Origin of the sequence: Micromonospora craniellae (genome assembly GCF_014764405.1) — a bacterium.
GTDB lineage: Bacteria > Actinomycetota > Actinomycetes > Mycobacteriales > Micromonosporaceae > Micromonospora > Micromonospora craniellae.
Window position 1 is genome coordinate 4480185 of record NZ_CP061725.1, and the last position, 26489, is coordinate 4506673.

Consider the following 26489-nt stretch of genomic DNA (forward strand, 5'->3'; position numbering starts at 1 on the left):
TCACGCGGTGTCCGCCTGCGCCAGGACGAGCGCGCACAGGACGGATCCCAGGCTACGCCGTACCGATCGCCGAGGCATTTCCACCTCCGTCCCGTGGTCCGATTCACAGAAGATGCCAGAAGTTCCGTAAGCCCAGCGTGTTGCCCTGCTAGCTGGTATGACACGGGCCCGGCCCGACCGGCTCGTCGCCGATCGGACCGGGCCCCGGGCGGATCGCCCACGCGCCTCGGAATCAGGAGATGTCGCGACGCCGAGTAATCAGGACGCCGACCACGCAGCTGACCACGGCGTAGCCGATCAGCACCACCGCGCCGACCCACCAGGCGGGCAGCATCTCGTTCTCACCAGGGGTGATCATGATCTGGGAGGCCGCCGCCGGCCAGATCACCTGCCACTTGATCACGGCCATGCTGTCCAGCCAGTTCGACAGCAGGAGGAACACCAGACCGACAACTTGTGTACCGATTAGGTAAAGCACCGACGCGGTGATCACCGCGCCGAGCTGGTTGGTGATCAGAGTGCCGATACCCACGCCCAGCACGGTCCAGATGGCGTACGCCAGCAGGTTGAGCAGCAGGGCCCGCTGGACCTCCCACTCACCGAGCATCGTGCCGTGGTCGTTGAGCGTCAGGAACACCGCTCCGGCTCCGAGATCGATCACCGTGGTCACCAACCAGAACAGGAAGCCCAGGAGGCTGGCCGCGATGAGCTTGCTGACGATCACCGTGGTCCTTCGCGGCGTGGCCAGGAAGGTGGTGGTCGCGGTCTGGTGGAAGAACTCGTTGGTGACCATCAGGATGCCGATCAGCATCACGAACATCAGGCCGAGGTACTGACCCGAGGTGTAGATGTTCGCCGCCTGGGCCGGAGCGGAGGCGGCGTCGCCGGTGACACCGAACTCCTGCCCGCCGCCGCCGAGCGTCTCGTTGGCCAGCCAGGCGTTGAACGGGAAGGCCATGGCGATCGACAGGAACGCCGCGAGGGCCAGCCACCACCAGGTGCTGGTGGTGCGGATCTTGAGCAGTTCGGCGCGGACCAGGTTGCTCATCGGATGCCCGCCTTTCCGGCCGTCAGCTCCAGGAACACGCGTTCCAGGTCGGGTCGTTCGGTGCTCAGCTCGTGCAGCTCCACCCCGGCGGCCAGCGCCGCGCGGCCCACCGTCGGGGCGTCCACCCCGGCGATCAGCAACGTGCCCTGCTCGTCGGCCTGCACGGTGGCCGGTCCGTCGGCGAGCGCTGCGGTCAGCGCGTCCGCCTGCGGGGTGCGGACCCGGACCCGGGCGCCCTGCGCCATCGACCCGAGCACCTGGTCGACCGGTCCCTGCCGGACGAGCTGCCCGGCCGCGATGATCACCACGTCGTCGGCGAGCAACTGCATCTCGGACAGCAGGTGGCTGGAGACCAGCACGGTACGACCCTCGGCGGCCAGGCCCTTGAGAAACCCGCGCATCCACCGGATGCCCTCCGGGTCCAGACCGTTGGCCGGCTCGTCGAGGATGAGCACCCGGGGGTCGCCGAGCATCGCCGCGGCGATGCCGAGGCGCTGCTTCATGCCCAGCGAGTAACCCTTGAACTTGCGCTTGGCCGCCGGGCTCAGGCCGACCATGGCGAGTGCCTCGTCGGCCCGCTGCCGGGGCAATCCGGCCGCCGCGCAGATCACTCGCAGGTGGTTGATTCCGGTACGCCCCTTGTGCGCGCTGGACGCCTCCAGCACCGCGCCGACGTGCCGCAGCGGGTCGACCAGGTCCGGGTACCGGCGACCACCGATGGTGGCGTCGCCGGCGCTCGGCGTGACCAGGTTCAGCAACATCCGCAGCGTGGTGGTCTTGCCGGCGCCGTTCGGACCGAGGAAGCCGGTGACCCGACCCGGCTCGATCGTGAACGACAGATTGTTGACCGCCAGCACGTTGCGGTACTGCTTGGTCAGGCCGGAGACCACGATCTGCGCGTCGTTGGTGGGGCGTGACTGCCCGTCGGACATCATTCTCCTCCCGTGGCGCCGAGGTGCGCCGTTGCACAGCGTGACGGTAGTGGTCAACCAAATCAATCGGGCGCGCTCCGGAGATCGCGCTCCGTCCCAGGCAGGATCTGCCTCATCCCCAGGTACGACCCGATCGACGGTCGTCCCACACCGCGATCCAGGTGGCGCGGGCGTGGGCCAGCAGATCACCGTCGGCCCTGCTCCGGTACCCGCCACGGCGGCAGTCCGCCCGCCCGACAGCTGCCCCGGGGAAGCGCACCTCCACCGGGCGCGCGGCCCCTTGCCGGGCACACACCTGGCAGCCTCGCACGATCACCCGGCCGGCCCGGCCGGCGGGGTCAGCCGCCGGTCGCCCACCGGCGTCCACCGGATCGACACCGGTCACCACCAGGGCCGGCAACCCACCGGGGGCTACACAGAGGGCATGGCTGTTCTGCCCGGTGCGGACGCCGCCGCAGCGCGTGGCCGGACCGCCCACCGGTACACCCGGGCCAGGGCTGCCGCTGGTCGCCTGAGCCGCCTGCTCACAGGGTATTTTCAGTGACCGCCCAGCATGGGTGCAGCGACCGCGCGGATGATGGGCGGCATGGCGGCTACCCAGACCGAGGCCCGGCTTCTCGTCGTCGAGGACGATCCCAACATCCTCGAACTGCTCTCCGCGAGCCTGCGGTTCGCGGGCTTCGACGTGGCCACCGCCACCAGCGGCAGTGCCGCGCTCAACGCGGCCCGGGACCACCGGCCCGACCTGGTGGTGCTCGACGTGATGCTGCCGGACCTGGACGGCTTCGAGGTGATCCGGATGATGCGCGAGGGCGGCACCCGTACGCCGGTGGTCTTCCTCACCGCCCGGGACGCCACCGACGACAAGATCCGGGGGCTGACCCTGGGCGGCGACGACTACGTCACCAAGCCGTTCAGCCTGGAGGAGTTGACCGCCCGGATCCGGGCGGTGCTGCGCCGCACCAGCAGCGGCGAGCAGGCGCCCGCCCGCCTCACCTTCGCCGACCTGGAGCTGGACGAGGAGACCCACGAGGTGTACAGGGCCGGTCAGCGGGTGCAGCTCTCGCCGACCGAGTTCAAGCTGCTGCGCTACCTGATGCTCAACGCCAACCGGGTGCTGTCCAAGGCGCAGATCCTCGACCACGTCTGGAACTACGACTTCCGGGGCGACGACAACATCGTCGAGTCCTACATCTCCTACCTGCGGCGTAAGGTCGACACCACCGAGCCCCGGCTCATCCACACCCTGCGGGGGGTCGGCTACGTGCTCCGCAAGCCGGCGGCGTGAACCCGGTCCAGCAGGGCAAGACCCGACTCCGCTCGGTACCGCTGCGGGTCAAGCTCGTCGCGGCCGTGCTCGCGCTGGTCGCCGCCGCGCTGCTGGTGATCGCCTCGCTGACCACGATCTTCCTCCGCAGCTACCTGGTCGGGCAGATCGACACGCAGTTGCGAGGCTCGGGCCAGACGCTCGGGCCGCTGATCCCCCTGATGAAGACCGGCCGGGTGGGGGCGATGCTGCCCAGCGACTACTTCGTGGTGCTGGCGAACCCGGATCTCGGCCTCACCCGTCCGTACTACGACGACAACACCTTCGGTCCGCAGCAGCTGCCGCGCGTCCCCGACGACGTCCAGGGTTTCGCCGAGCGGGTGGGGGAGCCCCGGACCGTGACGTCGTGGGACGGGCACACCCGGTGGCGGATCTACTACGTCGAGGTGTCCGACGGTGAGGTGTTGGCGATCGGGCAGCACCTCACCGAGGTCGAGGCGGCGGTCAAGCGACTCATCCTGATCGACATGCTGGTGGGTGGGGCGGTGCTGATCCTGCTCGCCTCGATCGGCGCGGCCATCGTGCGGACCAGCCTCAAACCGTTGGTGGAGATCGAACGTACCGCCGCCGCGATCGCCGGTGGCGATCTCAGCCGCCGGGTGCCCGACCCCGAGTACGGGCAACCCTGTCCCACCTCGGAGCTGGGGCGGCTGTCCCGCGCGTTGAACGCGATGCTCAGCCAGATCGAGATGGCCTTCACCGCCCGCGCGGCGTCCGAGTTCGCGGCCCGATCCGCCGAGACCGCCGCGCGGGAGGCAGCGGAGGCGGCCCGTGCCTCCGAGGCGCGGTCCCGCCGCTCGGAGGAGCGGATGCGGCAGTTCGTCGCGGACGCCTCGCACGAGCTGCGAACCCCGCTGACCACCATCCGGGGCTTCGCCGAGCTGTACCGGCAGGGTGCCGCCCGCGCCCCCGAGCAGACCTCCGACCTGCTGCGCCGGATCGAGGACGAGGCGTCCCGGATGGGTCTGCTGGTGGAGGACCTGCTGCTGCTGGCCCGGCTGGACCGGGAGCGGCCGTTGTCGCTCGCCCCGGTGGAGCTGCCGGTGCTGGCCGCCGACGCGTTGGAGGCGGCCCGGGCGATGGCGCCGGACCGGCGGATCGAGCTGGAGATCGAGCCGGGTTCCGGGCCGCTGGTGGTGCGCGGCGACGACGCCCGGCTGCGGCAGGTGATCGGCAACCTGATGACGAACGCTCTGCGGCACACCCCGCCGGAGGCGTCGGTTACGCTGCGGATGCGTGTCGAACCGGGCGACCTGGCGGTGATCGAGGTTGCCGACACCGGGCCGGGGCTCACCGGGGAGCAGGCGGACCGGGTCTTCGAACGTTTCTACCGGGCGGACGCCTCGCGGACCCGGCGTACCGGGGCGTACACCGGCACCGGCCTCGGGCTGGCCATCGTGGCGGCCCTGGTGGCGGTGCACCAGGGCACTGTCGAGGTGACCGACACGCCGGGCGGGGGTGCCACCTTCCGGGTCCGGTTGCCGCTGGCCCCGGCCATGGACATCGATGACTAACGATTTTCAGCGAACGCTCAGGCCCGACTAAGGCGGATCGCAGTGCGATGGGTAAAGGTAGAGGCATGAGCGAGTACGAGTCCGACCCGCGCCGGCCGGCACCGACCGACGCCCAGCCGTCGTATCCCGAGCTGTCCCGCGCCGAGTACGCGCGGACCGACTCCCCTGCCGTCCCGGCGTCCGGCGGCGGTGCCGACCGGACCGCCGAGGCGCCGACCGTCCCGGTCCGGGCGGTCGACGCGCCGGACACCCGTGGACAGGACAACGAGCCCACGATGACCGGTCTGCCCACCGCCGGCTCGGCCCCGCCGGCCTACGGCCAACCCACCTGGTCGCCGTCGAGCGGGTACCCGCACCAGCCCGGCCAGCCGGTGTCCGGCCAGCCCGGCTACGGTGTCCCGTCCGGCTACGGCGCGCAGCCCGGGCAGTCTGGCTACGGCGCGCAGCCCGGGCAGTCTGGCTACGGCACCTCGTCCGGGCAGTCCGGTTACGGCAGCCAGTCCGGGCAGTCCGGCTACGGTCAGTCCGGTGCCGGCTACCCCGGTGCGTCCTGGTACCCGAGCCAGTCGAGCTGGAGCGGTGCCAGCCAGAGCGGCGCCTCCGGACATCCGGGCTACCCGGGTCAGCCGGGCGGCTATCCGGGCCAGCCCGCACCGTGGGGACCGACCCCGGCCCGGGCATCCAAGTCGGGCCGGGTCGCCAAGTTCATCGGCGCCGGTGTCGCGGTGTTCGCGTTGATGCTCGGCAGCGGTGTGGCCGGCGGGACGCTGGCGCTGGCGCTCGACGGCGGCGGTGGCCCGACCCGTACCTTCTCCGCCGCGCCGGTGATCGAGGGTGCCGACCTGCCGCGCATCGCCGCCTCCGTGCAGGACAGCGTGGTGTCGATCAGCACCGGCAGCGGCGAGGGCTCCGGCGTGGTGCTCAGCGCCGACGGCTTCGTCCTGACCAACAACCACGTCATCGCCAACGGCGGCGACAACGTCCGGGTGATCTTCGCCAACGGCACCACCGCGCGGGCCGAGATCGTCGGCACCGACCCGAGGACCGACCTGGCGGTGCTGAGGGCGGGCGGGGTCAACGACCTCCAGGCCGCCAAGTTCGGCGACAGCGACGCCATGCAGGTCGGCGACACGGTGCTCGCGCTGGGCAGCCCGCTGGGCCTCCAGGGCTCGGTGACGGCCGGCATCCTCAGCGCCCGGGACCGCACCATCCAGGCCGGCAGCGGCCAGCGCGGCCAGTCGGCCAGCTCGATCTCCGGGCTGTTGCAGACCGACGCGCCGATCAACCCCGGTAACTCCGGCGGCGCGCTGGTCAACACCCGGGGCGAGGTGATCGGCATCAACACCGCCATCGCCACCGCCGGGCAGGGCAACACCGGCAACATCGGCGTGGGCTTCGCGATCCCCAGCAACAAGGCCAAGGACGTCACGGACAAGCTGCGACGCGGCGAGAAGATCAGCCACCCGTCGCTCGGGGTGAGCGTGAACGCTTCGCCCGGCGGCGGCGCGATGGTCGGTTCCCTGATTCCGGGCGGCGCCGCCGAGCGGGCCGGCCTGCAACAGGGTGATGTGATCATCCGGTTCGGCGACAAGCGGATCAACGACTCCACCGACCTGGTCGCCGCCGTGCAGGCCGGCAAGGTCGGCGACCAGGTCGAGGTGACCTACCTACGAAACGGCTCCGAGGCGACGGCAACCGTGACGCTCGCCGAGGCGTCCTAACTCCAGGACCTGCTTCCTCCCTCCGGGGCGGCGGGTGGCGCGGCCAAGGGGGTTGGTCGCGCCACCCGCCGCCCCTCTTGCTCGTCCCGCACGATTCACCCGTACGGGGTGACTCGCGCTCACCCGCTCCGGGGGCAGCCTCGGCGATGCGGGAGTACAGGTCAGGCGGATGGGGGGAGCCATGACCACGGCAGCGACGGCCCGGACCGACGACCGGATCCAACGGGACGTACTGGACGAGCTCGACTGGGACGCGCAGGTACGCGGGACCGACCTCCGAGTGGTCGTGCACGCCGGGGTGGTGACGCTGACCGGTGCGGTGGACAGCGCCGCGCACACGGCTGGACCTGACCGTCGCCGCCGGTTGGCTGATGCTGCGCGGTGAGGTGGAGTTCGGGTGGCAACGGCGTACCGCCGAGCGGGAGTTGCGCCGGCTGCGGGGCGTACGCGGGATGACCAACCTGGTCGAGGCACGGCCCGCCGCACCACCCGACGCCGACCGGGTACGCCGTGACGTGCAACGTGCCCTGCTGCCCGGTATCGGCACGGAACGGGTGACCGCGCAGGTCAGCGGCAGGACGGCGACCCTCACCGGTTTGCCGGCGGCGGCACCGGGAAACCGCTTCGATCCCCGCTCGCCGTACCGGGGGCCGGGGCCAGCGGAGACGGACGGGGAGGGCTCGTGGCCGACAAGGTTCCCTGGGAGCGCCAACTGCGGATCGCGATGGTGGTGCCACCCTGGCTGTCCGTGCCCCCGCCCGGCTACGGCGGGTTGGAGCAGGTGGTGGCCGGCCTGGTGGACGCCCTGGTCGACCGGGGACACGCGGTGACCGTGATTGGCGCCGGTGCGGCGCACGGCACCGCAGGGGACTTCCTCGCCACCCTCGACGAGTTGCAGTACGACCGGCTCGGCGAGTCACTGCCCGAACTGGCCCACCTGGCCCGGGTGAACCACCTGCTCAGCGCGGTCGATTTCGACGTCGTGCACGACCACACCACGATCGGCCCACTGGTCGCCGGTCGCCGCGCGGTGCCCACCGTGGCGACCGTGCACGGCAACCCGGTGGGCGAGTACGGCACCGTGCTCAGCGACACCGACCAGGGCGTCGGCCTGGTCGCCATCTCGCACGCCCAGCGGCGGCTGAACCCGCGACTGCCCTGGGTCGGCACGGTGCACAACGCGATGGAGGTCGGTGGGTTCCCGCGCAAGACCGGACCCGGTGACGGACCGGTGCTGTGGCTCGCCCGGTTCAGCCCGGACAAGGGGCCGGACCTGGCCATCCATGCCTGCCGGGAGGCCGGCCTGCCCCTGGTGCTGGCCGGCAAGTGCAGCGAGCCGGCCGAGCAGCGCTACTTCGACGAGGCGGTCCGGCCGCTGCTCGGACCGGACGTCACGGTGGTGCGCGACGCCGACCGCGAGGCCGCGCTGCGGCTGCTGGTCGAGGCGTCCTGTCTCATCATGCCGATCCAGTGGGAGGAACCCTTCGGCATCGTCATGCTGGAGGCGATGGCCACCGGCACCCCGGTCGTGGCGTTGCGCCGGGGCGCGGTGCCGGAACTGGTCCGGCCCGGGGTGACCGGGTTGATCTGCGAGCGCCCGGAGGAACTGCCGGCGGCGCTGCGCGAGGCACCCCGCCTCGACCCGGCGGACTGCGTGGCCCACGTGGCGCGGACCTTCTCGGTGGAACGGATGGCGGTCGGCTACGAGGAGGTGTACCGCCGGTTCCTGGCGGCGGCCACCCCGCGTACCGGGACGCGGGAACCGGCTCGGGTCACCCCGGCCTGAGTCAGACCTGCGCGGCACCGAGCGCGGTGATGGCCGCGTCCAGTTGCCGGGCGTACGCCGGGCTCAGTCCCTCCTCGCGCAGCCGGGTGGCCACCTTCTCGCGGAGCCGGGCGACCTCGGGACCCAGTTGGCCGTTGCCGCCGGACACCGCCCGGGTGAGGTTGCGCAGTTCGTTACGCAGGTCGAGGGCGACATCGTCGCGGATGCCGCCGTCGGCGAGACCGGCGCCGATCACCTGGTCGATGCGGTTCGCGGCCTCGACCAGGGTGTCCGGCCGGCTCGGTCGAGTGGGCGCGGCACTGGTCGGCGGCGGCGCTGCCGAGGTGGTCGGCGGTGCAGCGGATGGTTGCTCGCTGGGGGTGTCGTCCGGCACGGTCGGCCCGGCCGACGCGCTCGGCTGGGGCGTGGGCAGCGCAGCGGGTGGGTCGCTCGGCTCCGGCAGCAGCGCGGGGACCAGCAGCGCCGCCCCGATCACCAGCACCGCCGCCGGCACCAGGACGACCGGTCGCAGCAGCCGCCGTCGACTCTCGGTCGCCGGACCGGCGTCGTCGGGGGAGCGTGTGCCCGGCTGGTGGCCGTTCGTGGCGGGCCCGCCGGCCGCCGGGGCCGTCGTCGGGGCGTCGGCCGGTCCGCTGGTACCCGGTCCGTCGGCGCCGGAGACGGCCGGCCCGGCGGTGGCGTGGGCGGCCGGCCCGAGGGTGGCGGTGGCGCGGGCCGGCGTCAGCGCCGGGAGCGTCACGGTCGGGGCGAGCATGGTGGCGGCCTGTGGGTCGGCCGGAAGCATCTGGTCGCGCAGCACGCTGGCCACCTGGCGGGCGGTGGGCCGGTCGGCCGGGTCGCGGGACAGGCAGCGCAGGCAGACCCGGGCCACCGTCGGGGGCAGCCCCGGCACACCGTCCAGGGTGGGTGGTGCCCCCTCGGCCATCACGAGGCTGAGCTCGTCCCAGGTGTCCGCCGGGTACGGCACCCGGCCGGTGAGCATCTCGTAGAGCAGCACCCCCAGCGAGTAGACGTCGGTGGCAGGTTGGGTCGGTGCGCCGTCCAGCCGTTCCGGGGCCACGTAGGCCGGGGTGCCGAAGGTGGCACCGTCCTCGTCGTCGTCGGGGGCGCCGATGCGGGTGGCGATGCCGAAATCGAGCACCTTCGCGCCGACCTGCGTCATCATGACGTTGGCGGTGGTGACGTCCCGGTGCACGACGCCGAGCCGGTGCGCGGCGGCGAGCGCGTCGGCGACCTGCGCGCCGATCTCCACCGCCTCGGGCCAGGGCAGCGGCCCCTCGGTGAGCCGGAACTCCAGCTCCTCACCGGTGAGCAGCTCCATCACCACGAACGACGTGATGGAGCCGTCCGGCGACACGGTCTCGCCGTAGTCGTGCACCGACGTCACGTGCGGGTGCACGAGCGCGGCGGCGGCGCGGGCCTCATCGCGCACCATGTCGCGGAACCGGGCGTCGGCGGCCAGCGACGGGGCGAGCACCTTGAGCGCGACCATCCGGTCGAGCACCTCGTCGTGGGCCCGCCAGATCACCGACATGCCACCGGCGCCGACCTGGTCGATCAGCCGGTATCTGGTGGCCAGCAACCGGCCGGGCTGCAGTGCTGGCTTCACGGATCGCACCTGCCCTCATAGGTGGGAGCGGTATCAGGTTGCGCGAATGTTGCCGCCCTGTCAACGGGCCATCGTGCCACCCGTACCGGATCCGACACGGTGTGTACGCAGGGATCCTGACTACGGCGGGGCGGACGGCGTGCGGCACGGACATGCCAGGATGAACGACATGGCTCGGGGACCGGTGGCGTTCGTGCTCGGGGGCGGCGGTGTCCTCGGCGCGGTCGAGGTGGGCATGCTGCGTGCCCTGTTCCGGGCCGGAATCCGGCCGGACCTGGTTCTCGGCACGTCGATCGGGGCGGTCAACGGCGCTCTGGTCGCCGCCGACCCGACCGAGGCGGTGACCGACCGGCTGGTACGCCTCTGGGCGTCCCCCGAGGCCAGCGAGGTGTACGGCGACTCGGTGGCCCGGCAACTGCGGCGCTTCGCGGCCCGTACCCATCTGCACTCGCCCCGGCCGCTGCGCAAACTGCTGGAGAGCGAGCTGGGCGCGGAGACCACCTTCGCCGACCTGCAGGTGCCGTTCCGCTGCTGCGCCGCCAACATCGAGCGGGCCGCCGAGCACTGGTTCGTCAGCGGGGCGCTGGTGCCCGCTGTGCTCGCCTCCGCCTCGGTGCCGGGGCTGCTGCCGCCGGCCCGGATCGGTGATGAGCACTACGTCGACGGCGGCATCGTCAACTCCATCCCGATCGGCGAGGCGGTCGCCGTCGGCGCGGCCCGCATCTTCGTCCTCCAGGTCGGACGGATCGAACGGGCGCTGGTGCCGCCCCGGCGGCCCTGGGAGATCGCCCAGGTGGCCTTCGAGATCGCCCGCCGGCACCGGTTCGCCCGCGAGATGGCCGCCCTGCCCGACGGGGTGGAGGTGCACGTGCTGCCGACCGGCGGGCTGGAACCGCGCGACGACACCCCGTGGGCGTACCGGGACATGGCGGCGGTGGGACGGCGGATCAGCCGCGCCTACTCGGCCTCCCGGCACTACCTGGCGAACCTGGAGCGTTGATGCCGCTACCGCACCGGTGGATCCGCCGCCTGCTGCTGGCGCCGGGCGTGGTGTTGCTGGTGTTCCTGCTGGTGACCACCGTGCCGGTGTGGGCCCTGCTGGCCCTGGCCGTGTCCCCCTTCGTGCCCGGTCGGCTGCGCCCGCTGCGGGTGCTCTGGATCGGCTTCTGCTATCTCGTCTGGGACGCGGCGGCGCTGCTCTGCCTCTTCGGGCTCTGGGTGGCCTCCGGCTTCGGCTGGCGGGTCGGCTCGCCGGCCTTCCAGCGGGCCCACTACGTGCTGGCGGGCTGGTTCCTGCGGATGCTGTTCTGGCAGGCGAGGTGGACGCTGCGGCTGACCATCGACGTGGTCGGCACCGACCCGGACACCGCGCTGCCCGGCCGACCGGAACTGGTGGTCTGCCGGCACGCCGGTCCGGGCGACTCGTTCATCCTGATCCATGCCCTGGTGAACTGGTTCCAGCGGGAGCCGCGCATCGTCCTCAAGGACACCCTCCAATGGGACCCGGCGATCGACGTGCTGCTCAACCGGCTGCCGACCCGCTTCATCGCGCCGGGGCGCGAGGGCCAGGGCTCGTTCACCGAGCAGATCGGGCACCTCGCCGCCGACCTGGACGACAACGACGCCTTCGTGATCTTTCCCGAGGGGGGCAACTTCACCCCGCTGCGGCGGCTGCGGGCCATCGCCCGGCTGCGGGACCGGGGTCACGAGCAGATGGCGGTCAAGGCCGAGGCGATGCAGCACGTGCTCGCCCCGCAGCCCGGTGGCCTGCTGGCGGCGTTGGACGCGGCGCCGGACGCCGGAGTGATCTTCGTGGCGCACACCGGCCTGGACCGGATGCTCACCGTCGCCGACGTGTGGCGCGAACTGCCGATGGACAAGCGGCTGGTGATGCGGTTCTGGTCGGTGCCGCCGGAGGAGATCCCGACCGGTCGTCAGGAGCGGATCGACTGGCTGTACGACTGGTGGCGTCGGATAGACGGGTGGGTCGCGGCCAACCGCGACGATGCCGCGTAGGGTTCGCAGATGGACCAGATCAGCGTGGTGACGACGGTGGTGGACGCGCGGTCGGTCGCCGATCTGCTGGCCGCCGCCGCGGTGGCCGGTCGGCTCGCGGCCTGTGCGCAGGTGGGCGGCCAGGTGGAGAGCACCTACTGGTGGCGTTCCGGGGTGGAGACCAGCATCGAGTGGTCGGTGCAGTTCAAGACCGCACCGGACCGCGTTGACGCGCTGGTGGCGCAGATCCGCGCCGGCCATCCCTACGAGGTGCCGGAGATCCTGATCAGCCGGGTGGACTGCGGCGACCCGGCGTACGCGACCTGGGTGTTCGAGCACACCAGAGCCTGAGTACGCGCACTCTGGTGCGGGTGGGGGTCGCCCGTAAAGGATGGCCGGGTGAACAACGCCTACCCCTGCCCGGCCTGCGGCGCATCGGCGAATCTCGGCTCCGGCTGCACCGGCTGCGGTCGCCCGCCGCACGCCACCGCCGCCGAGGTGATCCGGCTCGACCGGGAGATCGTCGTGCTCGGCGGCGAGGCGGAACGGGCCCGCCAGGCGTACGAGGGGTTGACCGGCCGGCTGACGGTGGTCCGTCGGCGGCGGGCCGAGTTGGCCGCCGCCGTGCGGGCCGAGTTCCCGGCGGGTCCGGTGGCGGGTCGGCCGGGCGTACCGGCCGCTGCCCCGACCGCGTCGGCTCCGTGGATCGCACCCCGGGCGCTGATCCCCGGCGGCGCGATCCCTGGTGGCGCGGGTGCCGGCGGCCCGGTGCCCGGGGCCGGAGGGACGCCGGTGCCGGCGATGGCCGCTGCGGACGCCGGCGGGCCGGGCGGGGCGGAGACCTCCACCAAGACGGTGCAGAACCTGCTCTTCGTCCTCGGCGGACTGCTGCTCGGCACGGCGGCGACGGTGTTCACCGCCGTCGCCTGGGCGTCGGTCGGGGTGTCCGGCCGGGCGTTGATCCTGTTGGCGATCACCGCGCTGATGCTCGCCGTGCCGTTCGTCGCCCGCTGGCGCAAGCTGCACAGCACGGCCGAGACGTTCGCCGCGGTCGGCCTGCTGCTGGTGGTGCTCGACGGGTACGCCGCCTGGACGGTGGACCTGTTCGGAGTGTCCGGCTGGCCGAGCAGCCGGTACGCGGGACTGGTCGCGCTGGTGGCGACCGGGGTGTCCGCCGGGTACGCCCTGATCAGCCGGTTGACCGTGCCATGGTTCGCCGCGTTGCTCGCGGTGCAGCCGGTGGTGCCTCTCCTGGTCGCCGAGGCCCGGCCGGGACTGGCCGGGTGGACCGTGGCCTTCGTCGGGGTGGCGCTGGTGGATCTGGCCGTGGTCGCCGCGTTGCGGCACCGGACCGTCGCGGGCGAGGGGGCCACGACGAATCCGGGGCAGAGGTTCGCAGGCCAGTTTGCGGCCTGGGTCGGGTACGCGGTGGCGGTGCTGGCCGCCGCCGGGTGTGCCCTGGTGCCGCTGCTGATGGGCGAGGCTGGCGGCAGTTCGCTGCTGGCCGGCGCGCCGATGCTGCTGGTGGCGCTGACCATGCTCGGGGCGGCGCTGCTGGCCGGCGGACCGACCTGGCGGGCCCTGGCCGCCGCGTTCCTGGTGCCGGCGCTGGCCGCTGCGGTGCTCCGGCCCGCCGCCGAGGTGCAACCGTCGGTGTCGCTGCTGGCGGCGGGTCTGGTCGCGGTGGCGCTGGTCGGTGTGGTGCGGCTGCTACCGGTGTCCTGGCGGCCCGGTCCCCGGGCGGGCACGATGCTGGTGGTCGCCGGGGTGGGATTGCTGCTCACGCTGACGACCCTGGTGATGGCCGCGATCGCGGTGGGACGGTCGGTGCCGGCGTGGCGGGGGGCCACGGCGGGGCCGACCTTCGACGGCGGCTGGCAGGTGTCCGCGGCGGTGGCCCTGGTGGCGGTCGCGGTGGGGTGGCTGCTGCCCCGGGCGGCCCGTCCGGCGGTCGCGGCGGTCGGCGTCGGCCTGGCCACGCTGGCGGTGCCGCTGGCCTGGGCCGCGCCGTGGCTGGCGCTGGTCGTCCTCGACCTGCCGGTGGGGGCGGCGCTGGTGCTCTCCGCGGTGGCCCGTCCGGCGGTGCGGGGCGTGGTGTCGGCCGCCGCCGCACTGACCGGTCTCACGCTGCTCGGGCACGGTCTGCTGGTGGGGCTGGCCGCACCGGGCGGAGCCGGTGCGGCCTGCGCGGTGATCGTGGTCGTCGGCGTCGGTGCGGCGGCTCTGGGCCGGCGCGGCGACGCGGTGCAGCGCGTCGTCGCCGGGTGCGGCGCGGCCCTGGCGGTGCTGGTGACACCGGTCGGCGCGGCGATCGCGCTGATCGGCGTCGGCGCACCGCCGTGGTGGCAGGCGCGGGCCGCGCTGGCCGCTCTCGCGCTGCCGGTGGTCGCGCTGCTCGCCGTCCGTCGACTCTGGCCGGACCTGCACGGGTACGCCTCGACCGGCCTCGCCGTGGCAGCCGTGCTGACCGGCCTCGCGCCGCTGACGGTCCCGGCCGACGAACGGCTGACGGTCTACGCGGCGGTTGGGGCGTTGCTGCTCGCGGTCTCTGTGGCCCGGTCCCGCCCACCCGTGCCGGCGCTGGTCGCCGGGGTGGGACTGGCCGTGGCGACGGTGCTGGCGGCGGTCCCGGTGACGGTCATCGCGCTGGTCACCCCGTACGGTCCGCCGCCCGCCCCGTGGTCCGGCGTGCCGTCGACGGTGGCCGCCCCGGGCGCGTTGCCGGTCGGCGTGGCGCTGACCGTGCTGGCCCTGGCGGCGGCACTGGTCACCTGGCCGGCGGACCGGGCCGGTCGAGGCCGGATGGTCGCGGTGCTGCTGCCGTTCGTGGCCGCCGCCGGGCCGGTGCTGCTGGTCGCCGCCGCCGCACCCTGGCCGGTGGTGCCGGCGACGGCGCTGCTGGGCGGCGTGGCCCTGCTGCTGGTCACCGCGCTGCGCGGCCCGTCCGGCGCGTTGCTCGGTGCCGGTCTGCCCGTCGGTCTGGTGCTGACCGGTGCCGGGCTGCTCAACCTCCAGGCCACCCACGCCGGCACGCTGGCCGGTCTCGGTCTGCTGGTGGTGGCGGCGACCGTGGTCGGGGCGGCCGCTCGGGCGGTCGCGGTCCGCCCGGTCGGCTGGCTGGTCGCGGTCGCGTCGGCGACCGGTCTGGCGATCACCGCCCCGCTGGCCGGTGGGCTGCCGCTGCGGGTGGCGGCGTTCGCGGTGCTCGGTGTCGCGGTGCTGGTCCTCGTGCTCGCTGTCGCGCTGTCGGGGGTCCGGCTGGTGCTGGACGTCACCGCGCAGGCGGTGGCGCTGGTCGCGGTGCTGCTCACCGTCGGCTCCGGCCGGTACGCCGCGACGATCTGCGTGCTCTGGGGCACGGCGGTCGGGGTACGGCTGCTGCGCCGGGGCGAGTCGACCGGACGCCGGTGGGTCTTCGCCGCCATCGCCGGTGGCAGCCAACTGCTCGCCGTCTGGCTGTTGCTGCGCTCCGGCGGGGTGACGGTGCTGGAGGCGTACACGGTGCCGGTTGCGGTGCTGGCGCTCGTCTTCGGGGCGGTGGCGATGCGTACCCGACCGGGGTTGCGGAGCTGGCTCGCCCTCGGCCCGGGCTTGGTCGCCCTGCTGCTGCCCAGCCTGGTCGCCCTGCTGGCCGACGCCGACGAGCAGCCGTGGCGCCGCCTGCTGCTCGGTGTCGCCGCGCTGGCCGTCACGCTGGTCGGGGCGGTGCGCCGCTGGCAGGCGCCGGTGGTGCTCGGCGGGTTGACGCTCGCCCGGCTCGCCCTGCACGAGGTGGGCCGGAGCTGGGACCTGCTGCCCCGGTGGGTCTTCCTGGCCGTCGCCGGGTTGGCGCTGATCGGCCTCGCCGCCACCTACGAACGCCGCCGCCGTGACCTGGGTCGCCTCCGCGACGCCATGGGCCGGATGGGCTGACGGATGGCACAGCCGCTGGTCGCGCCGCCGTCGGGCGGCACGGGTAGGGTCCTTGCCATGGCTGACGTGCTCACCGCCGAGGCGGTGCGAAACGAGCTGGGTGGGCTGGCGGGCTGGTCGGGAGACCCCGCCGGGATCACCCGCACGGTGGAGCTGGCCAGCTTCCCGGCCGCCGTCACGGTCGTCGACCGGGTCGCCGTGGTGGCGGAGGAGCTGGATCATCACCCGGACATCGACATCCGGTGGCGGACGCTGACGTTCCGCTGTGTCACCCATTCGGCTGGCGGCGTCACCCTGCGCGACGTCGAGCTGGCCCGGCGGATCGACGAGATCGTGGGGGCGGCCCGATGAGGTTCGAGATCAGTAAGGTGCTGGACGCGATCGAGGGGCGGGTCTGCACCGATCCGCAGCTCGTCCGCGCGGTGATCGATCTCGCCGAGGTGATCCGCTACCAGGACCTGGACGGTGGCCGACCGGCCAGCACGCTGCGCCTCGGCATGGTCATCGACGCGCTGGCGCGCAGCCTGGAGGAGGACACCGTCCCGGTCTACGCGGTGGTGCACCGGGGCGTGCTCTCCGACGCCGACCTGACCTCCAACGAGCGGATGGTGGTCCGCCGCTGGGCCGACGACGGCCTGGTCGAGGTGCTGGACAATCCGGGTGACCGGATGCTTGAGGTGGCCGACCTGCTCGGCCTGCCGGTGCTCAGCCGGGTCCGCTTCGACGGCCTGCGCGGGCGGTTCCCCTGGCTGGTCGACCAGCCAGGCCGGGCGCTCGCCCCGGTGCCCGGCGCCGGCGGCCCGGTCTTCATCGCGCACGTCGGTGGCGGTCACACCCCGGTCACCGGGCCGCCGTCACCGGCCGGCGCCCAGTTGCTGGCCCGACAGTGGCGCTGCTCCGAGTCGGGCTGCACCCTCTTCGGCGGTACCGGCGGCGGTGGCGCCTTCGCCGACCTGGCCCGGATCGACCGTGCGCCGACCGGCCAGCCGCCACCGTCGCTGCGCGGTGGCGTACCCACCTGCCCCCGGCACGGCACCCGGCTGCGCGACGACGGTCCCCGACCGCGCAGCGAGGTCCTCGCGGTACGCGTCGGTGGCCTGATCCGGCGTCGCTTCGTGCTCACCGAGGAGCAGCCGGTGATGATCGGCCGGGCCCCGGAGGGCGCTCACGCGATCATGCTGGGTCAGTGGCTCAACGACGAGGCCCGCCGGTGGATCAGCCGTAGCCACCTGCGGCTTGAGCTGCGGGGCGGCGATGTCGTCGCCACCGACGTGAGCACCAACGGCTCCGGCATCCGGCCGGGCGGCTCGATGGCCGAGTCGGACCGCCTGCCGCTGGTGCCGCAGCAGTCCCGCGTCCTCGGCGGCGGGGACATGGTCGAGCTGTACCCGGGAGTGCAGATCGGGCGGCCGAGCGAGCTGCCGTCGGGTGCGCCGTACAACCCCGACTCGGTGATGTCCGAGGCGCCCACCATGGCGATGCGCCTGCCCCGCTGACGCAGACGACGGCGGGCGCCGGGACCGTGGTCCCGACGCCCGCGCCTTCCGGGTACGCGGCTCAGCCGGCCAGTACGGCTGCCAACTGGGCCACCGCGTGGTCGATCTCCTCGGGGGTGACCACCAGCGGTGGGGCGAGGCGGATGGTCGAGCCGTGGGTGTCCTTGGCCAGCACGCCGCGTTCCATCAGCCGCTCGCAGGCCTCCCGCCCGCTCATCAGCGCCGGGTCGATGTCCAGCCCGGCCCACAGGCCCCGGCCGCGTACCGCCACCAGACCCTTGCCGATCAGCGCGCGCAGGCCGGAGTGCAGCCGTTCGCCCAGCTCGGTCGAGCGCCGCTGGAACTCGCCCGAAGCCAGCAGCCGGACCACCTCGGTGGCCACCGCGCAGGCCAGCGGGTTGCCGCCGAAGGTGGAGCCGTGCTGGCCGGGCTTGAGCACCCCGAGCACGGCCGCGTCGGCGGCCACCGCGGAGACCGGCACGATGCCACCGCCGAGCGCCTTGCCCAGCAGGTACACGTCCGGCACCACGCCGTCCTGCTCGCAGGCGAAGGTGGCGCCGGTGCGGCCCAGGCCGGACTGGATCTCGTCGGCGATGAACAGGACATTGCGCTCGTCGCAGAGCTGCCGTACGCCGGGCAGGTAACCCTCCGGCGGCACCACCACACCCTGCTCGCCCTGGACCGGCTCCAGCAGCACCGCGACGGTGTGCTCGTCGACCGCCTCGGCCAGCGCGGCCAGGTCTCCGTAGGGGACGACCCGGAAGCCCGGCGTGTACGGCCCGAAGTCGGCCCGCGCGTCGGCGTCGGTGGAGAAGCTGACGATGGTGGTGGTCCGGCCGTGGAAGTTGCCGTCCGCGACCACGATGGTCGCCTGACCGGCCGGTACGCCCTTGACCTGGTAGCCCCACTTGCGCGCGACCTTGATGCCGGTCTCCACCGCCTCGGCGCCGGTGTTCATCGGCAGCACCAGTTCCTTGCCGCACAGTGCCGCGAGTTCCCGGCAGAAGTCGGCGAACTGGTCGTGCACGAACGCCCGGCTGGTCAGGGTCAGCCGGTCAAGCTGGGCGTGCGCGGTGGCGATCAGCGTCGGGTGCCGGTGACCGAAGTTCAGCGCCGAGTAGCCCGCCAGACAGTCGAGGTACCGCCGACCGTCCACGTCGGTGACCCAGGCGCCCTCGGCGGAGGAGATCACCACCGGCAGCGGGTGGTAGTTGTGCGCGGTGTGACGCCCGGCGTCCCGTACCGCGGCCGGAGTCCGCAGCATGTCCTCGATCACTTGCTCGCCTTTCCGAGTCGCAACGTGCAGCACTTCGGTCCGCCGCCGGCCTTGCGCAGCTCGGACAGGTCGACACCGATGGTCTGGTAGCCCCGGTCCCGCAGCTTGGCGGCCAGGCCGGTGGCCTGCTCGGGCAGCACGACGTGGCGGCCGTCGCTGACCGCGTTCAGGCCGAGCACCTCGGCGTCGGCCATGGTGGCGTGCACCGCGTCCGGGAACAGCCGGCGCAGCACGGCCCGGCTGCCGGGGGAGAACGCCTCCGGCAGGTACGCCACGGTCTGCTCGTCGAGCACGGTGAGCGCGGTGTCCAGGTGATAGAAGCGCGGGTCGACGAGCTGCATGGTGATCACCGGGTAGCCGAAGACCTCCTGCAACTGGGCGTGCGAGGCGTGCGCGGTGCGGAAACCGGTCCCGGCGAGCAGTACGTCACCGGCGAGCAGCACGTCGCCCTCGCCCTCGTTGACGTGCTTCGGGTCGTACACGTCGAAACCGGCGGCCTCGAACCAGGCCCGGTACGCGGGCGCCTCGTCGGCGCGCTGCGGGTCGCGGAACTGCACCGCCATCGCCCGGTCACCGACCACGGTGCCCCCGTTGGCGGCGAAGACCATGTCGGGCAGGCCCGGCAGCGGGGTGATCTCCTCGACGACGTGACCCAGGTCGCGGTACACCTGCCGTAGCCGCTCCCACTGCCGGACGGCACGCTCGGTGTCGACCGGGGCGGTCGGGTCCATCCACGGGTTGATCGCATAGTCGACGGCGAAGTACGTCGGCCGGCACATCAGAAAGCGCTGGCTGGTGGCGTCCATCGTCATTGTCCTGCTCCCAGGGCTCGGGCGCGCCCTGGCCACCGTCGGCCCACGGGCTGGCGCCGTTGCTCAACGTTATGCGTCCGCCAGCCGCAGAATCCACCGCCGAGCCTTGCGCAGTGCGACTGATCATTGCGTCTGGGGTCTTGCTAGCGGTTGATCGTTGCGTTCATGTGTCGACGGCCGTGCGTAAGAGTCTGCCGGCTTGGGCGCGGCCTGCTCCGACACGCGTCAGGGGCGGCGAACCGCCGCCCCTGACGAGGGTGTGTGCGCCCGGCTGGTGAACCACCAGAACTGGTCGGGCTGCGGCCGATAACTCGCCGGCCGGGCGCCGGTGAACCACCGGCGGGCCGAAATGTGCCCCCTAGATGCGGTCGACAAACTGTGAGTCAAGCCACTCGCGGAAGCGGGCCAGGGTGTCGCCGTCGGTGGTCGGCCAGTCGTACTGACCGGTCATCGCCAGGATGCCGAGGACCACTGCGCCGAGGCCGATGGCGATGCCGAACAGCGCGTCGGCCTTGCCGGCGACGTGCCGCCGTCGGGTGGCGATCAGGCCCAGCACGGCGAGGACCGCGCCGATCGCGCCGACCGCGATGCCGTACCCGGCGAGGGTTCCGCTGAGGACGAAGAGGATGCCGCCGACGCCGACGACCAGGCCCAGGGTGGCCAGCAGGCTGGCCCGGGCCCGCGGACCGACCGGCGCGGGCGGCGCGTCGGCGGCGGGGACGGTGTCCCGGCTGCCCACAGTGTCCCGGCTGCCCACAGTGTCCCGGCTGCCCACAGTGTCGCGGTCGCCCACGGTGTCGCGGTCGGTGGTGGTGTCCCGGTCGGTGGTTGCCGGGGTCCGGTCGGTACGCACGTCCGGGTCGGTGGCGGTGACCGGGGCGGAGGCCGTGACCGGGGCGGTGCTGCGGGCGCGGCGGGAACCGTCGACGCCGGAACGGGCGGTGGCGGCGCGCGCCACGGCGGCCCGCTCGGCGGCGGGAGCGTCGGTCGTCCTACCGGATTCGGTGGTGGCGGTCGCACCGGCGGCATGGTCCCGGTCGACGGCGCGCGGGGAAGCCGTGCGGTCGCGGTCGGTCGCGCGAGCGGTGGCGGCGTGGTCCGCGTCGGTAGCGGTGCGATCTGCGGCTACGGCGCCGACGGTGCGATCCCGGCCGGTGTCGGCACGGTCCTCGACGGCGGCCGTGCGGCCCCGATCGGTGGAGCGGCCGGTGGCGGCGCGGAGCCGGTCGGTGGCGCGCTCGGCGGCGGCCCGGTATCGGCCGGCGGCGCGCTCGGCGGCAGTGCGGTCCGGGTCGGTGGTCGTGGCGGTGGCCGCCGCGCCCCGGTAGGTGGTGCTGTCGTCGGTGCGTTCCTCGACGGTGGGGCGCGTCTCGGTGGCCACCGTGCCGGTGCGGTCGGCCTCGTCACCGGCGGCCGGGGGCGGCGCGGGCTCCTCCCGGCGGGACAACGAAGGAAATCTCATGGGTTCACCTCCAGGTCATGCGTGGGAGGCGCCGCGACCCCGTTCATCGCCACTCCACGCGTCAACGACCCCGAGATACCCATCCCGTACTTTCCCGACACCCGTGTGGCATCGAGCCGACTGGATCCTGGGCGGGTCGGCTCGGCGGCGAGGCAGGACCAGGCTCGACAGTGAGGCGGGCCGGCTCGGCAGCGAGGGAGGGCCGGCTCAGCGGCGGGGGCGGGTGAGGGGGGCCAGGAGAGTGGTGAGCAGGGCCGCCCGCCGGGGGCGGGAGACCAGGACGGGACGGTTGCGGACGCACCGGACGAGGACGTCCACCGCACGGTCCACCGTCATCATCAGTGGCCGGACCGGGCCCTTGGCCATCTTGGTGTCGACGAACCCGAACCGCACGGTGGTCACGCTCACGCCCTGTCCGCGCAGCGCCGCCGAGAGCCCCATCAGGTACGACGACAGTCCCGCCTTCGACCCGGCGTACCCGGGTGCGTCGCCGGAGACCATCCGGTCGGCCATGCTGGACAGCCCGATGAGGTGCCCGTCGCCGGCGGCCACCATCCTCGGCACGACGGTGGCGACCGTGCGGGCCGCCCCGATCAGGTTGACCTCCAGGGTGCGGGTCTGCGCTTCCAGGTCGGCCAGGTCGACGGGCTCACCGATGCCGGCGGCGTACACGCAGAGGTCCACCCCGTCCAGCTCGTCGATCGCCTTGGCCAACACCTCCGAATAGTCCGGCGCGGTCACGTCGACGGTGTGGTGGGCGTACGTGGGGACCCCGATGCCGTTGTCGCGGCGGGACACTCCGGCGACCCGCCAGCCGTCGGCGAGCAGCCGTCGGGTGAACGCCAACCCGATCCCGTCACTGTTGCCGATCACCACTGCGCAGCGCATTCGTTCCGCCATGCCCCACCGTCCTCATCGCACCGATGGTGCCCGCCCTCCCGGCGGCCCGAGGCGCAATTGAACCAGAGTTTTCTGAGTACTCCCTACCAATGAGTAGGGAGTGCGGCCGGCTGTCGGCGTACGGCCCGGGTCGGGTTCGGTGTCGAGCGGGCGGCGGTCTGGCGGGGTGCGGCGCGGACCAGGGTGAGGCCGGCGCGCTGGACGAAAATCGACCGGCGGGTGACCGCGTGCCCCTGGATGTCGAGCTGGTATCCGTCGAGCCAGACCCACCCGTCGTAGGTGGTCCAGTCCAGTTCGCGGATCACCCGGAACATGATCGACCGGTGGAACTGCACGCTGGCCCGGCGGGTCACCCGCACCAGGTCTCCGGCCCGAAGCTGACCGTCGTGCCCCCGCTCGGTCGGGGTGCGGTCGGCGGGGAGGTGGCGGGTCACAGCCAGCCCAGGAAGCGGTGGTGCAGGGTGCCGGCGGTCGCCCAGGACATGTCCTGGCTGGCGGCCACCAGGCAGGAGCCCAGGTAGAGCCGCAGCGAGACGGGCGCCTGGTCGTACTCGGCGCGCAGTTCGATGCGGCGGCGCGCGCAGGGCCAGGGCCGGTCGCACCCGGCGCAGATCCAGGTGGGCAGCACCGGGCCGTGGCGGGTCACCGTGCACCATCAGGGGAGTACGCGACCGTGCCGGTCATGGTCGTGGCGGCTACGCGCATCGTGGTCCTCTCCGCGCGGTGATGATCGTCGGTAAGAAGTGCTCCGTTGCCTTTTTCACGTCAATTCATGACGGCATTTCATTCAGCCCGGACGGCCTCCACAATCCGTCTTCCGCCCGTCTTGCGTAACGTTCCGCACCGCCCTAATGTCTTTCGGTAATTGCGCGCGACGAATGGAAATGAATCGCGTGCATCCGGAAACGCGATCGCGTGCGTCCGGGAACATCACGTGTTGCAGGAGGGAAAGCGGTGATGTTGCATGCTGGATGAAACAAGCGGTTCCACGGTGCCCCGGCGGCAGCTCGGGCGACTCTTCACCGAGCTGCGGGAACACGCCATGATCACCCTCGACGAGGCGGCCCGGGCGCTGGACTGTTCACGACAAAAGATCTGGCGGATCGAGAAGGGCCTGGTGCCGGTCCGGCTGGTGGACGCCCGCGCGATGTGTGATCTCTATCGGGTGCCGGAGGAGATGGCGGCGATCGTCGCCGGGCTCGCGAAGGAGACCCGGGCCAAGGGATGGTGGCATGCCTATGGCGACGTGGTCCCGTCCTGGTTCTCGCTCTACGTCGGCCTGGAATCGGCCGCTTCCCTGATTCGGCGCTACGATTCCGAGTTGATTCCGGGGTTGCTGCAAACCCGCGCCTACGCCAGCGAACTCTTCCGCCGCAAGAACCCGACGATGACCGCTGAGGAGCGGGAGAAACTGGTGGCGGTGCGCCTGCAACGGCAGAGCATCCTGGTCCGTCGGCTGCCCGTCGCGCCCACGCTCAAGGTGGTGCTCAGCGAGGCGGTGCTGCGCCGCAGCCTCCCCGACCGGCGGGAGATGGTCGAGCAACTCCGCCACCTGCTCGACGTGGCCGCGCTGCCGAACGTCTCGCTGCGGGTCCTGCCCCTGGCCGCCGGACCGCCGCTGGCCAGCGAGACCGGCACCTTCGTCGTGCTGGGCTTCCCGCAGGGGCTCGGCCGGGCCTCGACCGAGCCCACCACCGTCTACCTGGAGAACATCACCGGCGCGCTCTATCTCGACCGGCCGGTGGAGGTGGCCGCCTTCGCACACGTCTGGAACGACCTGGAGTCTCTCGCCCCCGATGAGGCAGAATCAGAGAAAATGATCAACATGATCATCGAGGAGCATCATGACTGATCTGGCCGGGGCCGTCTGGCGCAAGAGCACCCGCAGCGGCGGGAGCGGAGGCGACTGCGTCGAGGTGGCCGACAACCTGCCCGGCGTGGTGGCCGTCCGCGACAGCAAGGACCCGTGCGGCCCGGTGCTCACCGTCACGCCGTACGCCTGGACGGCCTTCGTGCGGCAGGTACGGCACCGCTCACACTGACCACGACGGCGGGCTGACTACGCTTGGTGGCGTGCCAGAGGGACATACGATCCATCGCCTGGCGGCCCGGCACGCCGAGCTGTTCGCCGGGGACAAGGTGCTCGCCGCCAGCCCTCAGGGCCGGTTCGCCGAGGGTGCCGCGCTGCTCTCCGGGAGTGTGCTGGAGGCCACCGAGGCGTACGGCAAGCATCTGCTGCACCACTACGCCGGTGAGCGGACGCTGCACGTACACCTCGGTCTCTATGGCAAGGTGACCGACGGTGACGGTGAGCCGCCGGAGCCGGTGGGTCAGATCCGGCTGCGACTGGTCAGCGACCGGCACTGGCTCGACCTGCGCGGACCGACCGCGTGTGAGCTGCTCACCCTGCCCGAGGTGGCGGCGCTGCGGGCCCGCCTCGGCCCCGATCCGCTGCGTGCCGACGCCGACCCGGAGCGCGCGTACGACCGAATCCGCCGCAGTGCCACGCCGCTGGCCTCGCTGCTGCTCGACCAGTCGGTGGTGGCCGGCACCGGTCTGATCTTCGTGATGGAGGCGTTGTTCCGCGCCGGGCTGCCGCCCCGACTGCCCGGCCGGGAGCTGAGCCGTGCCGCCTGGGATGCCATCTGGGCCGACCTGGTCGAGCTGATGACGCTCGCCGTCGCCGTCGGTCGCATCGACACCGTTCGCGCCGCGCACCTGCCCGAGGCGATGGGCCGCCCGGCCCGCGTCGACCGGCACGGCGGCGAGGTGTACGTCTATCGCCGTGCCGCCCAGCCCTGCCACGTCTGCGGCACCGCCGTGAGCCGAGGCACCCTGGGCGCCCGCAACCTGTACTGGTGCTCGACGTGCCAGATGTAAGGAAGGGTCCCCTGCTAACGCCTCGCGTATAGCAGGGGACCCTTCCTAACGCCCGGCGACGGTGCTCGCGCCCGCCGATCCGGGGTGCTACTACTGCTTGCGCCAGTTCTGGTCGGCGTAGCCCTTGTCGGTGAAGATGATGAGCGGCTTCTCCGGGTCGGCCATGATCGTGTCGAGGACCTTGCCGTTCAGCTTGCTGACGATGCGGCCCTTGGAGTTCATCTGCCAGTGCTGAGCGGGGTTACCGCTACAGGTGGTCGCCTGCACCACCGTGTTGTCCTCGGAACCACCCCAGGCGATGTCCATGCACAGGCCACGGGCACGGATGGTGCCGTCGCTGCGGAAGGTCCACCACTGCGCCGGATCCTCGGTGCAGGTACGCAGCCTGAGCTGCATGCCGTCGCCACCGCCGGCACTGACGCACCGTTTGGTCTGCACGTGCAGGATCTGCACCGCGTCGGCCGGGCGCGTCGGCTTCGGGTCGGGGGCCGGCGGCGTCGATGCGCCCGCGTTCGCCCCCGCAGTACTGGGGCTGCTCGGGCTCGGGCTGCCGGAGGGGCTGGCGTCCGGACTCGGACTCGGGGACCCGGACGGCGACGGGGTGGGTGAGGGGGAGGGGCTGGTCGGCAGGTTCGCCGTTAGCCGGCTGTCGAGCGCGTAGACGTCGGTGAAGGTCTTCACCGACCGCAGGAACGTCTCGGTTTGCCGGTCGATGGTGCCACCGTTCTGCCGTACCGCCGTGGTGCCGTTGCGGTACGCGGCGAGCGCCAACTGAAGCGGGTCACCCTTCAGGCCGGACAGCTCGCGGACCAGGCTGCACAGGGCGTAGCCCATGGTGGGGACGGCGACCTCCGGCTCCCACACCGAACGACCCTTCGGCCCGTACGACTGCCACATGTCCGACCGGAACTGCGCGACGCCGCGTTGACCGGTCGCCCCGAGCCGGTTCGCGTCGAACCCGGACTGCGCCATGATGTGGGCGGCGACCAGTGGTGGGGTCACCTCCTGGCAGAGCGAACCCGCCCGGTTGATGTGCTGCACGTACTCGGCGGGGACCCCCTTCGCCTCGGCGGCCGGTGCCGTCCGGTCAGCCTCACCGGGCCCACCGAACTGCCGCAGCTTGCCGTAGTACCCGGCGTAGGCGCTGACCCGGTCGACGTAGGTCGTGGCGGCGTCGGGCACCCCGCGCACCTCGGCGACGGGGTTCAGCCCGACGTGGAAGGCCGCCACCGCGAGACGCCACTGGTCACCGGCGGCACCCGCCAGTCGGAGGTGACCGGTGAGGTCACACATCTGGTGGGCGAGGGCCAGGATGTTCGCCGACATGTCGGAGCGTCGGGCGTCCGGCCAAGGCTTCCACGTCTTCCATTTGTCGTCTTCGAGTCCGGCGATGCCCTGACCGCCGGAGATGGTCCTCGCCGCCCGGTCGTCCAACCCGGACTCGGCCATGAGCTGCCCGGCGAGCCTCGCCGGTGTCAGTGTCGGGCAGGACCCGGCGGCGGCGATGAGCACGGTCATCTGCTTGTCGGTGACCGCGTCGCCGACAAGCACGTCGTCTCGGGCCGAGGCCACGCTGAAACTGACGGCGGTGGCGGCGGAGAGGAGCGCCAGCGCGGCAAGGACGAACGCCACGAACCGGCGTGGCATCCGCTCCAGCTTGAGCTTCTTGAGGAGGAGGTCGCGTGTCACAGGTAGGCCATTCCTTTCGGCGTGGCGACACCAGTGGCGACGGATCCCGCTCGCTTCGCGTTCACGACCGCACCGAGAAACTTTCCGGTACGGCCCCGGAGCTTCGTCCGCGCGGGCCGTCCTGGGCGGT

The 26489-nt window shown here is 72.7% G+C and carries 24 protein-coding genes; 14 read left to right on the forward strand and 10 right to left on the reverse strand.

Annotated features, from left to right (window positions below; translation table 11 throughout):
* Nucleotides 1-232 precede the first annotated feature (232 nt).
* Nucleotides 233-1048 carry an ABC transporter permease gene (locus ID554_RS20385; RefSeq protein WP_117226036.1) on the reverse strand — a complete coding sequence of 272 codons (816 nt, stop codon included), beginning with the start codon at nt 1046-1048 and terminating at the stop codon, nt 233-235.
* Nucleotides 1045-1980, reverse strand: a complete 936-nt coding sequence (locus ID554_RS20390) for an ABC transporter ATP-binding protein (protein ID WP_117226430.1) — start codon at nt 1978-1980, stop codon at nt 1045-1047. Before ID554_RS20390 ends, ID554_RS20385 begins: the two co-directional genes overlap by 4 nt.
* A 586-nt stretch (nt 1981-2566) precedes the next feature.
* Here ID554_RS20390 and ID554_RS20395 point away from each other — a divergent pair.
* From ID554_RS20395 to ID554_RS20415, 5 genes are all read left to right on the forward strand, one after another.
* Nucleotides 2567-3268, forward strand: a complete 702-nt coding sequence (locus ID554_RS20395) for a response regulator transcription factor (protein WP_117226429.1) — start codon at nt 2567-2569, stop codon at nt 3266-3268.
* Nucleotides 3265-4821, forward strand: a complete 1557-nt coding sequence (locus ID554_RS20400; protein ID WP_117226034.1) for a HAMP domain-containing sensor histidine kinase — start codon at nt 3265-3267, stop codon at nt 4819-4821. Before ID554_RS20395 ends, ID554_RS20400 begins: the two co-directional genes overlap by 4 nt.
* Before the next feature lie 65 nt (nt 4822-4886).
* Complete coding sequence (locus ID554_RS20405; protein WP_117226033.1) at nt 4887-6542, forward strand: S1C family serine protease; 1656 nt, start codon at nt 4887-4889, stop codon at nt 6540-6542.
* A gap of 181 nt (nt 6543-6723) precedes the next feature.
* On the forward strand, nt 6724-6927 hold the full coding sequence (locus ID554_RS33160; protein WP_223884161.1) for a BON domain-containing protein: 204 nt from the start codon (nt 6724-6726) through the stop codon (nt 6925-6927).
* 339 nt (nt 6928-7266) lie between these two features.
* Nucleotides 7267-8328, forward strand: a complete 1062-nt coding sequence (locus ID554_RS20415; protein WP_117226032.1) for a glycosyltransferase — start codon at nt 7267-7269, stop codon at nt 8326-8328.
* Between the two features lies 1 nt (nt 8329).
* Here the strand turns inward: ID554_RS20415 and ID554_RS20420 are convergent, their stop codons facing one another.
* The gene (locus ID554_RS20420) at nt 8330-9937 is read right to left on the reverse strand and encodes a protein kinase domain-containing protein (protein WP_117226428.1); all 1608 of its coding nucleotides are present in this window, start codon (nt 9935-9937) and stop codon (nt 8330-8332) included.
* 169 nt (nt 9938-10106) lie between these two features.
* Here ID554_RS20420 and ID554_RS20425 point away from each other — a divergent pair, with 169 nt between their 5' ends.
* Genes ID554_RS20425 through ID554_RS20450 form a run of 6 tightly spaced genes read left to right on the forward strand, consistent with a single transcriptional unit; the run spans nt 10107 to nt 17340 of the window.
* Nucleotides 10107-10937, forward strand: a complete 831-nt coding sequence (locus tag ID554_RS20425) for a patatin-like phospholipase family protein (RefSeq protein ID WP_117226427.1) — start codon at nt 10107-10109, stop codon at nt 10935-10937.
* The gene (locus tag ID554_RS20430; RefSeq protein WP_117226031.1) at nt 10937-11953 is read left to right on the forward strand and encodes a 1-acyl-sn-glycerol-3-phosphate acyltransferase; all 1017 of its coding nucleotides are present in this window, start codon (nt 10937-10939) and stop codon (nt 11951-11953) included. The genes ID554_RS20425 and ID554_RS20430 overlap by 1 nt, the downstream gene beginning before the upstream one ends.
* A gap of 9 nt (nt 11954-11962) precedes the next feature.
* Nucleotides 11963-12283, forward strand: a complete 321-nt coding sequence (cutA, locus tag ID554_RS20435) for a divalent-cation tolerance protein CutA (protein ID WP_117226030.1) — start codon at nt 11963-11965, stop codon at nt 12281-12283.
* A 48-nt stretch (nt 12284-12331) separates the two neighbouring features.
* Nucleotides 12332-15844, forward strand: coding sequence for an SCO7613 C-terminal domain-containing membrane protein (locus ID554_RS20440; RefSeq protein ID WP_117226029.1), 3513 nt, complete (start codon nt 12332-12334; stop codon nt 15842-15844).
* Nucleotides 15845-15901: 57 nt separating this feature from the next.
* A complete protein-coding gene (locus tag ID554_RS20445) occupies nt 15902-16195 on the forward strand; it encodes a 4a-hydroxytetrahydrobiopterin dehydratase (protein ID WP_117226028.1) in 294 nt (97 codons plus the stop codon).
* Complete coding sequence (locus tag ID554_RS20450) at nt 16192-17340, forward strand: FHA domain-containing protein (RefSeq protein WP_117226027.1); 1149 nt, start codon at nt 16192-16194, stop codon at nt 17338-17340. The genes ID554_RS20445 and ID554_RS20450 overlap by 4 nt, the downstream gene beginning before the upstream one ends.
* Before the next feature lie 61 nt (nt 17341-17401).
* Here the strand turns inward: ID554_RS20450 and rocD are convergent, their stop codons facing one another.
* From rocD to ID554_RS20480, 6 genes are all read right to left on the reverse strand, one after another.
* Nucleotides 17402-18616 carry an ornithine--oxo-acid transaminase gene (gene rocD / locus ID554_RS20455; protein ID WP_191088589.1) on the reverse strand — a complete coding sequence of 405 codons (1215 nt, stop codon included), beginning with the start codon at nt 18614-18616 and terminating at the stop codon, nt 17402-17404.
* Nucleotides 18613-19422 carry a dimethylargininase gene (ddaH, locus tag ID554_RS20460; RefSeq protein WP_191088911.1) on the reverse strand — a complete coding sequence of 270 codons (810 nt, stop codon included), beginning with the start codon at nt 19420-19422 and terminating at the stop codon, nt 18613-18615. The genes rocD and ddaH overlap by 4 nt, the downstream gene beginning before the upstream one ends.
* Nucleotides 19423-19786: 364 nt before the next feature.
* Nucleotides 19787-20890, reverse strand: a complete 1104-nt coding sequence (locus tag ID554_RS20465; protein ID WP_147333380.1) for a DMT family transporter — start codon at nt 20888-20890, stop codon at nt 19787-19789.
* Between the two features lie 207 nt (nt 20891-21097).
* The gene (locus ID554_RS20470) at nt 21098-21790 is read right to left on the reverse strand and encodes an SDR family NAD(P)-dependent oxidoreductase (protein ID WP_117226024.1); all 693 of its coding nucleotides are present in this window, start codon (nt 21788-21790) and stop codon (nt 21098-21100) included.
* Between the two features lie 83 nt (nt 21791-21873).
* Nucleotides 21874-22224: a hypothetical protein gene (locus ID554_RS20475; RefSeq protein WP_117226023.1), complete on the reverse strand. Its 351-nt coding sequence runs from the start codon at nt 22222-22224 to the stop codon at nt 21874-21876.
* Nucleotides 22221-22436, reverse strand: coding sequence for a hypothetical protein (locus ID554_RS20480; protein WP_117226022.1), 216 nt, complete (start codon nt 22434-22436; stop codon nt 22221-22223). Before ID554_RS20480 ends, ID554_RS20475 begins: the two co-directional genes overlap by 4 nt.
* Before the next feature lie 318 nt (nt 22437-22754).
* Here ID554_RS20480 and ID554_RS20485 point away from each other — a divergent pair, with 318 nt between their 5' ends.
* The 3 genes from ID554_RS20485 to ID554_RS20495 are packed head-to-tail and all read left to right on the forward strand — an operon-like array spanning nt 22755 to nt 24670.
* Nucleotides 22755-23642 (forward strand): helix-turn-helix domain-containing protein, encoded by an 888-nt coding sequence (locus tag ID554_RS20485; protein ID WP_117226021.1) that lies wholly within the window; start codon nt 22755-22757, stop codon nt 23640-23642.
* The gene (locus ID554_RS20490; protein WP_117226020.1) at nt 23635-23832 is read left to right on the forward strand and encodes a DUF397 domain-containing protein; all 198 of its coding nucleotides are present in this window, start codon (nt 23635-23637) and stop codon (nt 23830-23832) included. The genes ID554_RS20485 and ID554_RS20490 overlap by 8 nt, the downstream gene beginning before the upstream one ends.
* 31 nt (nt 23833-23863) lie before the next feature.
* A complete protein-coding gene (locus ID554_RS20495; RefSeq protein WP_117226019.1) occupies nt 23864-24670 on the forward strand; it encodes an Fpg/Nei family DNA glycosylase in 807 nt (268 codons plus the stop codon).
* Nucleotides 24671-24760: 90 nt separating this feature from the next.
* On the opposite strand, the gene ID554_RS20500 is transcribed toward ID554_RS20495, so the two are convergent.
* On the reverse strand, nt 24761-26359 hold the full coding sequence (locus tag ID554_RS20500) for a ricin-type beta-trefoil lectin domain protein (protein ID WP_223884162.1): 1599 nt from the start codon (nt 26357-26359) through the stop codon (nt 24761-24763).
* Nucleotides 26360-26489 lie beyond the last annotated feature (130 nt).

Coding starts and splice junctions, on each gene's coding strand:
- ID554_RS20395 (WP_117226429.1), top strand. CDS start 2,567: ATGGCGGCTACCCAGACCGAGGCCCGGCTTCTCGTCGTCGAGGACGAT.
- ID554_RS20465 (WP_147333380.1), bottom strand. CDS start 20,890: ATGAGATTTCCTTCGTTGTCCCGCCGGGAGGAGCCCGCGCCGCCCCCG.
- ID554_RS20425 (WP_117226427.1), top strand. CDS start 10,107: ATGGCTCGGGGACCGGTGGCGTTCGTGCTCGGGGGCGGCGGTGTCCTC.
- ID554_RS20445 (WP_117226028.1), top strand. CDS start 15,902: ATGGCTGACGTGCTCACCGCCGAGGCGGTGCGAAACGAGCTGGGTGGG.
- ID554_RS20415 (WP_117226032.1), top strand. CDS start 7,267: ATGGTGGTGCCACCCTGGCTGTCCGTGCCCCCGCCCGGCTACGGCGGG.
- cutA (WP_117226030.1), top strand. CDS start 11,963: ATGGACCAGATCAGCGTGGTGACGACGGTGGTGGACGCGCGGTCGGTC.
- ID554_RS20490 (WP_117226020.1), top strand. CDS start 23,635: ATGACTGATCTGGCCGGGGCCGTCTGGCGCAAGAGCACCCGCAGCGGC.
- ID554_RS20390 (WP_117226430.1), bottom strand. CDS start 1,980: ATGTCCGACGGGCAGTCACGCCCCACCAACGACGCGCAGATCGTGGTC.
- ID554_RS33160 (WP_223884161.1), top strand. CDS start 6,724: ATGACCACGGCAGCGACGGCCCGGACCGACGACCGGATCCAACGGGAC.
- ID554_RS20385 (WP_117226036.1), bottom strand. CDS start 1,048: ATGAGCAACCTGGTCCGCGCCGAACTGCTCAAGATCCGCACCACCAGC.
- ID554_RS20450 (WP_117226027.1), top strand. CDS start 16,192: ATGAGGTTCGAGATCAGTAAGGTGCTGGACGCGATCGAGGGGCGGGTC.
- ddaH (WP_191088911.1), bottom strand. CDS start 19,422: ATGGACGCCACCAGCCAGCGCTTTCTGATGTGCCGGCCGACGTACTTC.
- ID554_RS20430 (WP_117226031.1), top strand. CDS start 10,937: ATGCCGCTACCGCACCGGTGGATCCGCCGCCTGCTGCTGGCGCCGGGC.
- ID554_RS20485 (WP_117226021.1), top strand. CDS start 22,755: ATGCTGGATGAAACAAGCGGTTCCACGGTGCCCCGGCGGCAGCTCGGG.
- ID554_RS20405 (WP_117226033.1), top strand. CDS start 4,887: ATGAGCGAGTACGAGTCCGACCCGCGCCGGCCGGCACCGACCGACGCC.
- ID554_RS20470 (WP_117226024.1), bottom strand. CDS start 21,790: ATGGCGGAACGAATGCGCTGCGCAGTGGTGATCGGCAACAGTGACGGG.